This window comes from Actinospineispora eucalypti (assembly GCF_039543365.1).
Lineage (GTDB): Bacteria > Actinomycetota > Actinomycetes > Mycobacteriales > Pseudonocardiaceae > Pseudonocardia > Pseudonocardia eucalypti.
Genome location: NZ_BAABJP010000015.1, coordinates 553,206 through 565,400 on the forward strand (window position 1 = coordinate 553,206; position 12,195 = coordinate 565,400).

Genomic DNA, 12,195 nt, shown 5'->3' on the forward strand with positions numbered 1-12,195 from the left:
ACACCTGCTGTCTTGATTCGTCAAGACGGTAGCCGCTTAGTAACGCCAGATTCCCACCTCTGTTCCACTGGTGAGCGAGAGAGGGAATGGAAAACAAAATGGCGAAAAGTACAACAGGCCACGGCGATACGCCGGCGGTGCGGGGCGAGCCACACCAGCAGCCGGCGGTGCGGCGGCTAGCCCGGGCCTGCATCGCACTGGTGCGCTGGCAGCGCGGCGGCAGCGTCGTGCCGACTACGGAGAACACCGAGCCGACCGCCGGCCCGGCAGCGGAGACCGGCCATGACTGACCTGGCCTGGTTCGACGCCACCCCACCGGAGCGGCTGACGCTGGACGACGTCACCCGGCTGCTGCGGGTGCTGTCCGGCCGGCCGCGGCGGGGTCTCGTCCAGCGGCTGACCCCGATCGTCGTCTTCGAGCTGCGTCTGAGCCGCGACGGAGTGCGCTGGCTGTTCGGCTGCGACCGCTGGATGGCGCGGACGCTGCCGGCCGAGCTGCGGGCGCAACTGCCGGACCTCAGTCTGGTCGCCGCGCCCGAACCGGACCGCCGTCCCATGACCACGGCGCGCGAGGTGCGTTTCACCGGCCTGGCCTACCCGCTACGGCTCGACACCGGCGACGCCGTGGCTGCCGGGCTGTACCACCTGGCCGCCGAGCTGGCGGGCGACGAACAGGCGGTGGTGCAGTGGGTCGTCGGCCCGAGCAACGACCGCCGCCGACAACCGCCGGAGGTGGTCCCACCACTGACAGCCCTCGGCTTCACCCAAGCCGACCCACCGGCCGGCGAGCAGCAGCTCTGGAAGACCAAGGTCGCTGAGCCGCTGTTCGGGGTGCGCGGCCGGATCGGCGTCCAGGTCGGTGATCCGAAGCGGGCAGCGCTGTTGCTGCGCAGCCTGCAAGCCGGGCTGTGGCTGGCCAGCGGGCCGCAGGTGCCGCTCAAGAGCAGCCACCAGTCGAGCCGCACCGCCCGGCTGCTGCACGACGTCATGGGTAGCAGCCGCACCTGGTCGAGCCTGGTCAACGCCCGCGAGCTGGCGGTCCTGATCGGCTGGCCGGTCGACGGCGCGGCGGTGCCGAACCGGGGCGTGAGCTTGGCGCCACCGCCGCCGTCGCTGCTCGTGCCGCCAGAGCGCGAAGCCGACAGCCGCTTGCTCGGCCGCAGCTTGCACCCCGCCAGCCGGGGCCGGGCGGTGATGCTGCCCATCAAGGCGGCGCTGAGCCACAGCCACCTCATCGGGCCGACCGGCTCCGGCAAGTCGACCCTGTTGGCCCAGCTCATCGCCGCTGATGCCGCCGCCGGCCGCAGTGTGCTAGTCGTCGAGCCGAAAGGTGATCTTGTCACCGACGTACTGCGCCTGCTGCCGCCGGAGCGCCACGACGACGTGATCGTTATCGAGCCGTCGGACAGCGCACTGTCGGTGGGGCTCAACCCGCTGGCCGGCCCGCCGGCGGAAGCCGAACGCCGGGCTGACGAGCTGCTGGCGCTGTTCCGCGAGCTGTTCGGCAGCGCCATCGGCCCGCGCAGTTCCGATGTCCTGCTGCACGCCCTCATCACGGCGGCCCGGCTGCCGGACGGCAGTCTGGTTGACGTCCCGGCACTGCTGACCCAGGCCAGCTTCCGGCGGCGGGTACTGGCTGGCGTCAGTGACCCGCTGGTACTCGGCCCGTTCTGGGCCGGCTTCGAAGCCGCCCTGTCCGACCGCGAGCGGACGATGGTGGTGGCGCCACTCATGAACAAATTGCGGGTACTGACCACCCGGGCAGCCATCCGGCGCATGCTCGGCCAGCCAGCGCCCGGCTTCCAGCTCGACGCCCTGTTCAATGAACGCAAGATCGTGCTGGTCAACCTCAACAAGGGCCTGATCGGGCCGGAAACCGCCCGGCTGCTCGGCACGCTGGTACTGAGCCAGCTGTGGCGCGCCATCCAGCGCCGCGCCGCCACGCCGGCCAAGCAACGCCAGCCGGTCACGGTGATGGTCGACGAGTGGCAGGACTTTGCCGGCGCGCTGGACTTCAGCGACGTGCTGAGCACCTCGCGGGGCTTGGGTGTCGGCTGGACGCTGGCCCACCAGCACCTCGGCCAACTGCTGCCGACTTTGCAGGCGGCGGTGCTGGCCAACGCCCGCAACCGGGTGGTCTTCCGGCCGGCCCAGAAGGATGCCGCAGGACTGGCGGCGGTACTCGGCGCCGGTGTCACGGCGGCCGACCTGGAGCGGCTCGGCGCCTACCAGGCCGCCGCCCGCGTGCTGGTCGACAACGCGCCGAGCCCGGCCTTCACGCTCGCCACCGAACCGCTGCCGGCGGCGATCGCCAGCGCCGCCCGGCTGCGCCGCGCCAGCCAGCAGCGCTACGGCCGGCCCGGCCAGGAGATCGACGACGCCATCCGTGCCCGGTGCTACCCGACCGACAGCGCGCCAGATGCCCCGATCGGCAGCCGACGACGGAGGCCGCAGCCATGAGTTCGTTGTTCTTTTCGTCTTCATCCGGGGTAGCCGGTCGCCCGTCCGATCGCCTCGGATCAAAAGCTGCCTCCACCAGCGGTAAGGCTGCCGATGTCGTACCGACAGTTCCGCTCGGTACGAGCGGGAACCTCCGATCTGGCCGTGCCCGGACGCTGCGCGCCCGCCTGACGGAGCGCGACATGGCGGTGCTGCGGTCGCTGGCCAGCTTCCGCCTGATGACCGGCCGCCAGTTGCAACAGCTGCACATCACCAGCGACCAGCCGGCCACCAGTGCCCGCCGGGGCCGGGCGGTGCTGAAGCGGCTGACCGAGCTGGGCGCCGTCGTCCGGCTGGAACGGCAGATCGGCGGCGAGCACGGCGGCTCTGAGAGCCTGATCTATACCCTGTCCGGCCTCGGCCAGTCCGTACTGGCGCTGGACGCGGACAGTGACGTCCATGTCCCGCGCGGCCGGATGATCTGGGACACCAAACCGGCCTTCCAGAACCACCTGCTGGCGATCGCCGATCTGTACGTCGAGCTGCATGCGCTGGACGCCCAGGGACAGCTTGAGCTGCTGCAGTTCGAGACCGAGCCGGCTGCCTGGCGCTGGTTCGCCGGCCCGGCCGGCGGGCGCCAAGCCGTTAAGCCGGATGCCTTCGTGGCCCTCGGTGTCGGCGACTTCGAGCAGCAAGCGTTTGTCGAGATCGACCGAGGCACCGAGAGCCGGCCGACGATTGCCCGCAAGTGCCGGCGCTACGTCGACTACTGGCAGAGCGGCCAGGAACAACAGCGCTCCGGCGTCTTCCCGAAGGTTTGGTGGCTGACCAGCAAACCGCGCTGGGCCGCCCGGATCGCCGACGTCATCGCCAGCCTGCCCGCCGCACACCAGCCGCTGTTCGGCGTCGGCCTGGCCGCCCAGGGCGCCGAGCTGCTGCGCCGGCTCGACGATGCCGGAGGCCAGCCGTGAGCGGCGCGGCCGGGGACGCACCCCGGCGGCAGTTCCTGTGCGGCGACGCGGTGAAGCGCTTGCGCGGCTTGCCGGAAGCGTCAATCGACTGCGTCATCACGTCGCCGCCGTACTGGGCACAGCGGGACTACGGCGTCGCCGGGCAGATCGGCGCCGAGCCGACCGTCCAAGGCTGGGTGACGGAGCTGGTCGGCGTGGCGGCCGAGCTGCGGCGGGTGCTGAAACCGGGCGGCGCGCTGTGGCTCAACATCGGCGACGGCTACAGCCGCCACCCGCGCGAAGGCGCACCGCGCAAGAGCCTGCTGCTCGGCCCGCAACGGCTGGCCGTCGCCCTGCAGGAGGACGGCTGGCTGGTGCGCAACAACGTCATCTGGGCCAAGCGCAACGCCATGCCGAGCAGCGTCACCGACCGGCTGTCCTGCAGCCACGAAACGATCCTGTTGCTGACCCAGCAGCCCACCTACTACTTCGACCTCGACGCCATCCGCGTGCCGGCCACCACGCCGAGGCACAGCGGCCGGGCCACCCAGCGCGCCGTCTACCCGCCGCCAGCCGCCGCGCCCCAGCTCCACGGCTCGCCGCGCATCGACCTCAACCGGGGCCTGGCCAGCCTGAAAGCCGCCGGCCAGGAGAGCCACCCGCTCGGCAAGAACCCCGGCGACGCCTGGCTGCTGCCGACCGCCGCCTACCGCGGCGCCCACTTCGCGGTCTTCCCGCTCGATCTGGTGCGCCGGCCCTTGCTGGCGACCTGCCCGGAACGGCTCTGCACCGGCTGCGGCGTGCCGTGGCGACGTGCTCAGCAGCGCGTCAATGGCCGGCTGCTGGCCAGCGGCCCGCTGCGGGCCGGCTGCGACTGCGGCGGCGACTGGCGGCCCGGCATCGTGCTCGACCCCTTCATGGGCGCCGGCACGGTCGCGCTAGTGGCCGAACAGGAACGGCGCGACTGGCTCGGCATCGAACTCAACCCGGCCTACGTCGAGCTGGCCCAGGCGCGGCTAGCACAGGCCCGGGGCCACCCCTGACCGACGCCCGTCGGTCACCAAAACAACTGAATAAGCAGGAGCAACACCATGGAACACCACCCCACCGATGACACCGCCGAAGCCTGGCACTGGCACGACAACACCCCGCCGGAGACCGCCGAGCCGGCCAGCAGCCCGGAGCGCAGCCTCGACGCGCCGCGCATCTACCTGCGCGACAACGGCGCCGCCGCCAAGCGGGTCGAGCGCGGCCAGTGGCTCGACGCCACCGCCGACCCGAAAGTACTGGAAGCCGCCAAGCACGAGCTGCTGGACATGTCGCCCTTCCGAGGCGCGACCGTCAGCATCCGCCAACACAGCTGCTTCGAGGGACTGGACATTGACGAGTGGGAGGACCTGGCCACCGTCAGCCGGCTGGCCCGCGGCGTCGCCGCCCACGGCCGGGCCTTCGTGGCCTACGTCGAGGCCTGGGGCCGCAGCCCGGAAGCCGTCGCCGCCTTCGGTGCCCACTACGTCGGCAGCTGGCCCGACGTCGCCACCTGGGCGCAAGCCGTCGCCGAAGACCGGGGCTGGTGGGACCAGCTCAACGAACACGTCGACGAGCAACTGCTACCGCACCTGCGCATCGACTACGAAGGCCTCGGCCGCGAACTGACCTATGACGCCCACGTTGTCGAGGACGACGAACGATCACAAATCCACGTCTTCCGACTGCACGCCTGAGCCAAGGGCCACCTCGTCGGTGGCCTGCGGCTTCCAACAGGAGATCCCAACCCCGGAATCGCCGGCCGCACCCAACCGAGGAGGAGACCATGCGTCACCCCACACACAGCCCGTCCGCCAGCCCGGCGGTGGCCTCATGAAGACCACCGCTGTCCGGCTCGAAGACGAGCTGTACGCCCAGCTGACGATCGTTGCCCAGCTCGAAGGCCAGACGGTCACGGACATCATCCGTCTCGCCGTCATCGGCTACATCGAGCAGCGCAAGACGTCACTGAGCAGCCAGGCAGATGCCGCCCTCGCCGAAATTGAACGCGAGGCCGCTATCCGCCGGCAGGCCATCACCGCCCTGTTTGGCAACGGTGACAGCGCCGCTCCGGAGGTTCCAGCCGAGGCCGACACCACGTCGACCGGCCGGAACCGGCGGGGCAAGGACGGCGGGGCCAGCAGCAGCTAGCCCGGCCAGCCATTCCCGGCAGGGAGTTCTTCTTGCAGTCGCCGCCAGCGATTCGAGAACTCCCTGCCGGTTTTACCAACATCACCGAATGGCCCCGCAGAAGGCCTGTTCACAAATTAAGCAAGCTGCTCTTAAATAGAGGGGAGGATATCGCTATGCAATCCGCAGACCATAACTCATCCGGCAACCAGCCAAGTCCACCAGCCGCGCCACAGCTGCTGACGATTGACGAGGCCTGCCGGCACCTGCGTATCAGCCGGTGGCTGCTGTATCGGCTAATTCAACAGCGCAAACTCACCACGGTGCAGATCGGCCGGCGGCGGCTGATCCCCGCCGATGCAATCGCTCGGTTTATCAATAGCCAAACCGACGAGGGCGACCGGTAATGGCCGGGAGAAACGCCAACGGCGAAGGCTCGGTTTACCGGCGCCAGGACGGCCGCTGGGAAGGCGCGTTCTATGCCCGCACCACCGGCGGACAGCGCAAGCGGGTCCGCATCTACGCCGGCAGTCGCGCCGAGGTACAGCGAAAGCTCACCAGCTTGAAAACCCGCCAGGCTCAAGGCATACCCGTGGCAGATAAGGCGTGGCGAGTAGCCGCGTACCTGGACTACTGGCTGGCCCACGCAGTACAGCTTCGGCGCCGCCCGCTGACCTACCGCCGCCATGAAGCCGTCACCCGGCTGTACCTGAAGCCAGGGCTCGGGCGACACAGCTTGGAGGGCCTGTCCGTCCTTACCGTGCAGGAGTTCCTTGACAACCTGTATCAGGCTGGTCAATCACCAGCGAGTATCCACCAGATCCGCAAAGTCCTGAGCGCCGCGCTCACCTACGCGGTCCGTACCGAACTCCTCACGCGCAATGTCGCACGGCTGGTTGAGCTGCCGAACTATCGCGCGCGGGAGGCCGAATACTGGAACGCGGCCGAAGTCCACCGCTTCTTACAGGCTGCCGCCTCCGACCCGCTGTACCCGCTGTTTGTGCTGCTCATCCTGTACGGCTTACGCAGCGGTGAAGCGCGTGGCCTACGCTGGCGCGACGTCGACTTTGCGCGTGGCGAACTCCGTATCCGGCAACAGGTCCAGCGAATCGACGGCGCAATGCGTGCAGTCGAACTCAAGACCGCGACCAGCAGCCGCGACGAACCCCTGCTGGCTACCGCCGTTGCCGTGCTGAACGAACGGCGCGAACAGCAAGCGACCGACCGACTAGCGGCCGGCACCGGCTGGGCGGGTACGAGCGAGGGCAACGAGCTGGTCTTCACCACGCGCAGCGGGCGACCGATCGAGGCGCGCAACGTCTACCGTTCGTTCAGACGCATCTGCGAACACCACGGCCTTAGCCGGATCACCTTGCATGGGCTGCGCCACACCAACGCGACGACGCAAAAAGACCTCCAGGTGCACGCCCGCGATATTCAGGCGGTGCTCGGCCACAGCGACGTACGCATGACAGGCTTATACACCCACGTCGACATCGCCAGCAAACGACAGGCCCTCACCAAGGTTGAACAGCACCTTTTCCAGCAGCCTGCTGACGGCAACGACCGTCCGCGTTGCCGTCAAGAACAGCCGTCAGACCATTTTGCCGCCGCCGGCCGACGGCCGCCGCCGGGCACAAAAAAGAGCGCCGACCTCTGGCAGGTTGGCGCTCTATTCAATGATCTTTCTGGTGGCTCCTCCCAGACTCGAACTGGGGACACAAGGCTCTTCAGCAAGACTGGAGGTAGCGCGCTGGCTCGCGTCAATCTCGTCAGAGAAGTTGCGCGTTCACAAACGCGCGTGCACGTACTTGGCGTTGTTGCCGTCAGCTTAGCCGTCAGTGTCAGTGAGCCTGGTTCTCAAATCACTGCTATTCAAATGCCTCCAACTGCTATCCACCCAGGCCAGCCTGGCCTTTATTGTTGACGTCCGCTTCCGCCTGCGACAATGGAACGAATCGAAATACCGTCTGACATGTCGTTCCAAAAGGATCAGTCGCCGAGGAGGCGGAATGTCCCGCGAGTGCGAATCCGACGATCAATCACGCCGAGCTGACCAGCGGCGCCACAGCCGGCGCCGCGTCATAGATGAGCTGCGGACCAGCCAGCAAGACGACGAGAGTCCAGCCCTCAGACGGGCTGCGGACGCGGTGCTGCGCAGCGGCCAGCAGACACAACCATTCACTGACAACGCCGGCATTGCTGACATCGCCTTTATCTATGTCCGGGTCAGTACCCGTGAGCAGGCCCGTACCGGCGGCGGTGAAGAGGGCTATTCCATCCCTGTCCAGCGCGCCGCCGGTGTCACCAAGGCCGAGCAGCTCGGCGCGGTGGTCGGCGGCATTTACATTGACGCCGGCCAGTCAGCCAAGTCGGCCCACCGGCCGGAATTGCAACGCATGCTGCGCGATATCGCCGAGCAGCGGCCACGCTACGTCATCGTGCACAAGATTGACCGCTTGGCACGCAACCGGCTCGACGACGTCGCTATCAACATGGCGCTGCGCAAAGCCGGCTGCGAGCTGGTGTCCTGTACTGAAAGCATCTCGGATACGCCGTCCGGCAAGTTCCTCTACAACATCATGGCCGACATGGCGCAGTTCTACTCCGACAACTTGGCGCAAGAGGTGCTCAAGGGCATGATCGCCAAGGCACAAGAGGGCGGCACGCCGTTCCGGCCGCCACTCGGCTATCTGCCCTTCCGGGAGTACCGCGACGGCATCGCGGTTTCAACGGTCATCGTCGACCCGCAGCGGGCACCACTCATGAAGTGGGCTTTTGAGCAGTACGCCACGGGTGACTGGACATCCCTGCAACTGGCGGAAGCGCTCCAGGAGAAAGGCCTGACGACACGGCCGACTGCCCGGCGGCCGGAACGCGACGTCAGCATGACGTCGCTACTGAACACGCTCCGTAATCCCTACTATATGGGCGTCGTGTCCTACCGGGGCGCGACCTACGAGGGCAAGCACCAGGCACTGGTGACACCGGAGCTGTGGCTGGCAGTGCAGGACGTGCTGGCAGTGCACGCCCATGCCGGCGAGAAGGACCGCGTCCACACCCATTACCTGCGTGGCACCATCTTCTGTGGCGGCTGCGGCCGGCGGCTCATCTTCAACCGCGCCACTGGACGGCACGGCGGCACCTTCAACTACTTCATCTGCCCCAAGCGCCACCACGAGAAGGTTCACTGCACGCGGCGGTCGATCCGGGTCGAGCGGATCGAGGACGGCATTCTGGCGCTGTACCAGCGGCTTGAGCTACCGCCCGAGACGGTGCACAGCATCCGGCTCGGCGTCCACGCTGAGCTGGCCGGCGAGAGTGCCGAAGCCCACCAGCAGGCCGAGCGGTCCAACCGCCGTCTGCAGCAGCTCGGCGAAGAGCGAGCCGCCCTAATGCGGGCGCACTATGCCGGTGCCGTGCCGCTTGACTTGCTCAAGTCGGAGATGGACCGGCTGACGCGGGCTATGACGGCGGCCGAACGGCAGGTTGAAGTCAGCGGCAAGCATCTGGCCGAGGTGGAAGCCGTGCTGGAGCAGGCACTGGCGGTGGCAGGTGAGTGCAACGTGCAGTACCGGCGGGCACCGGACTTTGTGAAGCGGCAGATGAACCAGGGGTTCTACAAGCGGCTGTGGATTGCCCAGGACGGGACGGTGGAGCGCTATGAGCTGACTGAGCCGTTCGCGGCGCTGCTGGGCGGGGACGGCCTGACGGCCGTCCGAGCGAGGGTCAGGGGTTCGAATGCCGAACCGACTGGGTTTGAGGCAGGTGAGGCTGTCCTGGGCGGGGAAAGCAAAACCCCGACCTCTGTGGGAGGTCGGGGTTTGAACGAGAACGTTTTGGTGGAGCTGAGGGGACTCGAACCCCTGACCCTCACACTGCCAGTGTGATGCGCTACCAGCTGCGCCACAGCCCCAATAGCGAATAACTTACCCCAACGCCAACGGTGACCGACATTTGGGGGCCTCAACTCCGGGCCGAGGCGCATTACGCTCTCAGCCGTGACCACCGACTCGCTCACGCCACCGCCCCTGGTCGACCCGGACGCCGAGGGCTGCCCGCCGGAGCAACGCCGCGACCTGCAGCAACGGCGACTCCGCGAGCTGGTCGACCGGTTGCTGCGCGCGGACGGCGAGCAGGCCGGCCGGCTGCGCACGGCCGGCGTGACCGCCGGGGCCGAGGTGACCCTGGACGACCTGGCCAAGCTCCCCACGGTGACCAAGCCGGACCTGTGGGCGCACTACCCGTGGGGCCTGCTCGCGGTGCCCCGGGCGGACGTGGTGTGCATCCACGGCAGCTCCGGCACCAGCGGCCGGCCGACCCTGGTCCCGTACACCGCCGCCGACGTGGCGATCTGGGCCGACGTGATGGCCCGCGCCCTCGGTGGCGCGGGTGCCACGCGAAACAGCGTGATCCAGGTCGCCTACGGATACGGGCTGTTCACCGGTGGGCAGGGCGTGCACCACGGCGGGCTGCGGCTGGGCGCGACCGTGCTGCCGATGTCGGCCGGGATGACCGACCGCCAGCTGCGCGTCCTCGCCGACCTGCGCCCCGACGTGCTCTGCTGCACCCCGTCGTACGCCATCTACCTGGGCGAGGCGCTGCGGGCCGCCGGCACCGACCCCGCGTCGCTGTCGTTGCGCGTCGGCGTGCACGGCGCCGAACCGTGGACCGAGGGCATGCGCCAGCAGATCGAGTCGCTGCTGGGCATCCGCGCGCTGGACATCTACGGGCTTTCCGAGATCATCGGCCCGGGCGTGGCCTGCGAGTCGCTGGACTCGGCCGGCCTGCTCAACGTGGCCGAGGACCACTTCTACGTCGAGGCGATCGACGCCTCGGGCCACCCGGTGCCCGACGGCACGCCCGGCGAGCTGGTGTTCACCACGCTCACCAAGACCGGCATGCCGCTGCTGCGCTACCGCAGCGGGGACGTGGCCACGCTGGCCGGTCCGGCGGCCGGTTCACCCCGCACGCTGCGCCGGATGAGCAAGCTGCTCGGCCGGGCGGACGACATGCTGGTGGTGCGAGGGGTGAACGTCTTCCCCACCGAGATCGAGGCGGTGCTGCTGGCCGACGAGCGGGTCAGCCCGCACTACCTGATCGTGGAGGACCGGCGCGTCCCGGCGCGCGCCGAGCTGCGCGTGTTCGCCGAGCCGATGAGCGCCGACCCCGCCACCGCCGAGGCACTGCGGGCCGAGCTGACCAACGCGCTGCGGGAGCGCCTGGGCGTCGGCTGCGCGGTGCGGGTGGTGGAGCCGGGCACGGTGCCGCGCACCGAGGTCGGCAAGGCCCGCCGCCTGCTCCGCGTCGCCGAGGGCGAGGAACTCCCCACCCCGTGGAACTCCCTCACCTAACCCCACCTAGCCATATCGCGGGTTTCACCAGGCCATGTCGCTCATTCTGACCGTCAGCAAGACCGCGAAAAGCCGCGACACAGCCCGGGAAAACCCGCGATATGAGCTACTTGGTGATGTCGGAGAGCCAGGAGCCGTCGGTGTCCTCGACGACCTTGCCGTCCACGGTGATCCGGGGGGTGCCGAAGCGGCCCTGGGCGCTCTTCAGGGAGGCGTCCTTGGTCGCGCGCTCGGTCTCGCTGGCGATCACCTTGGTGAACTTGCCGGACGTGATGCACTTCTCGATGGTCGCGGGGGCGCCCACGTCCTTCGCCTTCTGGACCAGCTCCGCGTCGGAGAAGCCGGCCGTACCCTCGGCGGGCGCCTCGTCGAACAGCTTCTTGTGGTAGGCGCTGAACACGCCGGCCTCGGCGGAGCACACGCCCGCGTTCGCGGCGCGCAGCGAGTATCCGGCCGGGTTGCTGTACTTGTTCAGGAAGCCCAGCACGTGGTACCGGACCTGGATCTTGCCGTCGTTGACCGCCTTCGCCATGTCCGCGCTGTGCTCGGACTCGAAACGGGCGCAGAACGGGCAGATGAAGTCCTCGTAGACGTCCACGGTGTGCGGCGCGTTCTTGTTGCCCGCCACCACCAGCGCGCCCTGCACGCTGGCGGAGAAGTTCGCGTCGCCACCCGCGCCACCCGAACCGCCGCTCCGGAAGGAAGCGAACGACCAGCCGGCCAACCCGGCCACCACCAGCACGCCCAGCACGATGTAGATCGCCGTGCGGCCGCCGCTCTTGGTCCCAGCCACCTCTACGAGCCTCCTTCGGGGGACAGTCGCGCATCCAACGCGAACAGGGAGCGCGGTCTAACCACCAGCCAGGCCGCGAGCAGCAGGAATCCCGCGTCCCGCAGCAGCTCGGTGCCGTACTGGGTGGCCCCGGGCTCGACCTCGCCGCCGCCGCCGAAGCAGCCGCAGTCGATGTAGAGCCCGCGCGCCCAGGCCTGCGTCACGCCGGCCATGAACGCCAGCAGCACCAGCCCGGACAGCACCGCGACCAACCGCGTACCGACGCCGATCACCAGCAGAACGCCCAGCGCCAGCTCGAACCAGGGCAGCACGGCGGCCACCACCTCGACGCCCATCTCGGGCAGCACCCGGTAGGCGTGCACGGCCACCCAGGTCTGGGCCGGGTCGGCGGCCTTGATGCCGCCGGAGATCAGCCAGACGGCGGCCAGCCCGAGCCGCGCCACGGTGCCCACCACGTCCAGCCAGAACGACTGGCCACGCGTGGGTTTTGACGCCTCGACGA

12 protein-coding genes and 1 tRNA gene are annotated in these 12,195 nt (G+C 68.8%); 10 read left to right on the forward strand and 3 right to left on the reverse strand.

What is annotated here, in order from left to right; translation table 11 throughout:
- Positions 1-98 precede the first annotated feature (98 nt).
- From ABEB12_RS18695 to ABEB12_RS42140, 9 genes are all read left to right on the forward strand, one after another.
- Entirely contained in the window at positions 99-290 is a 192-nt protein-coding gene (locus ABEB12_RS18695) for a hypothetical protein (RefSeq protein ID WP_185059144.1), read from the forward strand.
- Positions 283-2,460 (forward strand): type IV secretory system conjugative DNA transfer family protein, encoded by a 2,178-nt coding sequence (locus ABEB12_RS18700; protein WP_185059143.1) that lies wholly within the window; start codon positions 283-285, stop codon positions 2,458-2,460. The genes ABEB12_RS18695 and ABEB12_RS18700 overlap by 8 nt, the downstream gene beginning before the upstream one ends.
- Positions 2,457-3,410, forward strand: coding sequence for a replication-relaxation family protein (locus ABEB12_RS18705; RefSeq protein WP_345702922.1), 954 nt, complete (start codon positions 2,457-2,459; stop codon positions 3,408-3,410). Before ABEB12_RS18700 ends, ABEB12_RS18705 begins: the two co-directional genes overlap by 4 nt.
- On the forward strand, positions 3,407-4,432 hold the full coding sequence (locus ABEB12_RS18710; RefSeq protein ID WP_345702923.1) for a DNA-methyltransferase: 1,026 nt from the start codon (positions 3,407-3,409) through the stop codon (positions 4,430-4,432). Before ABEB12_RS18705 ends, ABEB12_RS18710 begins: the two co-directional genes overlap by 4 nt.
- A 48-nt stretch (positions 4,433-4,480) precedes the next feature.
- Positions 4,481-5,113 (forward strand): antirestriction protein ArdA, encoded by a 633-nt coding sequence (locus ABEB12_RS18715; protein WP_185059141.1) that lies wholly within the window; start codon positions 4,481-4,483, stop codon positions 5,111-5,113.
- A gap of 136 nt (positions 5,114-5,249) precedes the next feature.
- Complete coding sequence (locus tag ABEB12_RS18720; protein WP_185059140.1) at positions 5,250-5,567, forward strand: hypothetical protein; 318 nt, start codon at positions 5,250-5,252, stop codon at positions 5,565-5,567.
- Between the two features lie 155 nt (positions 5,568-5,722).
- The gene (locus tag ABEB12_RS18725; RefSeq protein ID WP_185059139.1) at positions 5,723-5,953 is read left to right on the forward strand and encodes a helix-turn-helix domain-containing protein; all 231 of its coding nucleotides are present in this window, start codon (positions 5,723-5,725) and stop codon (positions 5,951-5,953) included.
- Positions 5,953-7,473 (forward strand): tyrosine-type recombinase/integrase, encoded by a 1,521-nt coding sequence (locus ABEB12_RS18730; RefSeq protein ID WP_185059138.1) that lies wholly within the window; start codon positions 5,953-5,955, stop codon positions 7,471-7,473. The genes ABEB12_RS18725 and ABEB12_RS18730 overlap by 1 nt, the downstream gene beginning before the upstream one ends.
- A gap of 85 nt (positions 7,474-7,558) precedes the next feature.
- Positions 7,559-9,436, forward strand: coding sequence for a recombinase family protein (locus ABEB12_RS42140; RefSeq protein WP_425572257.1), 1,878 nt, complete (start codon positions 7,559-7,561; stop codon positions 9,434-9,436).
- On the opposite strand, the gene ABEB12_RS18735 is transcribed toward ABEB12_RS42140, so the two are convergent.
- Positions 9,387-9,462 (reverse strand) — tRNA-Ala (locus ABEB12_RS18735). The genes ABEB12_RS42140 and ABEB12_RS18735 overlap by 50 nt on opposite strands.
- Before the next feature lie 85 nt (positions 9,463-9,547).
- Here ABEB12_RS18735 and ABEB12_RS18740 point away from each other — a divergent pair.
- Positions 9,548-10,900: an AMP-binding protein gene (locus tag ABEB12_RS18740; protein WP_185059137.1), complete on the forward strand. Its 1,353-nt coding sequence runs from the start codon at positions 9,548-9,550 to the stop codon at positions 10,898-10,900.
- Between the two features lie 106 nt (positions 10,901-11,006).
- On the opposite strand, the gene ABEB12_RS18745 is transcribed toward ABEB12_RS18740, so the two are convergent.
- Together ABEB12_RS18745 and ABEB12_RS18750 are read right to left on the reverse strand one after the other, a co-directional pair.
- Entirely contained in the window at positions 11,007-11,693 is a 687-nt protein-coding gene (locus ABEB12_RS18745; RefSeq protein WP_185059136.1) for a thioredoxin domain-containing protein, read from the reverse strand.
- Positions 11,694-11,695: 2 nt separating this feature from the next.
- The gene (locus ABEB12_RS18750; RefSeq protein ID WP_221497859.1) at positions 11,696-12,154 is read right to left on the reverse strand and encodes a MauE/DoxX family redox-associated membrane protein; all 459 of its coding nucleotides are present in this window, start codon (positions 12,152-12,154) and stop codon (positions 11,696-11,698) included.
- Between the last annotated feature and the right edge of the window lie 41 nt (positions 12,155-12,195).

Excerpts from the sequence above, each read along its gene's own strand:
- ABEB12_RS18695 (WP_185059144.1), top strand. The coding sequence starts at position 99 with ATGGCGAAAAGTACAACAGGCCACGGCGATACGCCGGCGGTGCGGGGC.
- ABEB12_RS18700 (WP_185059143.1), top strand. The coding sequence starts at position 283 with ATGACTGACCTGGCCTGGTTCGACGCCACCCCACCGGAGCGGCTGACG.
- ABEB12_RS18705 (WP_345702922.1), top strand. The coding sequence starts at position 2,457 with ATGAGTTCGTTGTTCTTTTCGTCTTCATCCGGGGTAGCCGGTCGCCCG.
- ABEB12_RS18715 (WP_185059141.1), top strand. The coding sequence starts at position 4,481 with ATGGAACACCACCCCACCGATGACACCGCCGAAGCCTGGCACTGGCAC.
- ABEB12_RS18720 (WP_185059140.1), top strand. The coding sequence starts at position 5,250 with ATGAAGACCACCGCTGTCCGGCTCGAAGACGAGCTGTACGCCCAGCTG.
- ABEB12_RS18725 (WP_185059139.1), top strand. The coding sequence starts at position 5,723 with ATGCAATCCGCAGACCATAACTCATCCGGCAACCAGCCAAGTCCACCA.
- ABEB12_RS18730 (WP_185059138.1), top strand. The coding sequence starts at position 5,953 with ATGGCCGGGAGAAACGCCAACGGCGAAGGCTCGGTTTACCGGCGCCAG.
- ABEB12_RS42140 (WP_425572257.1), top strand. The coding sequence starts at position 7,559 with ATGTCCCGCGAGTGCGAATCCGACGATCAATCACGCCGAGCTGACCAG.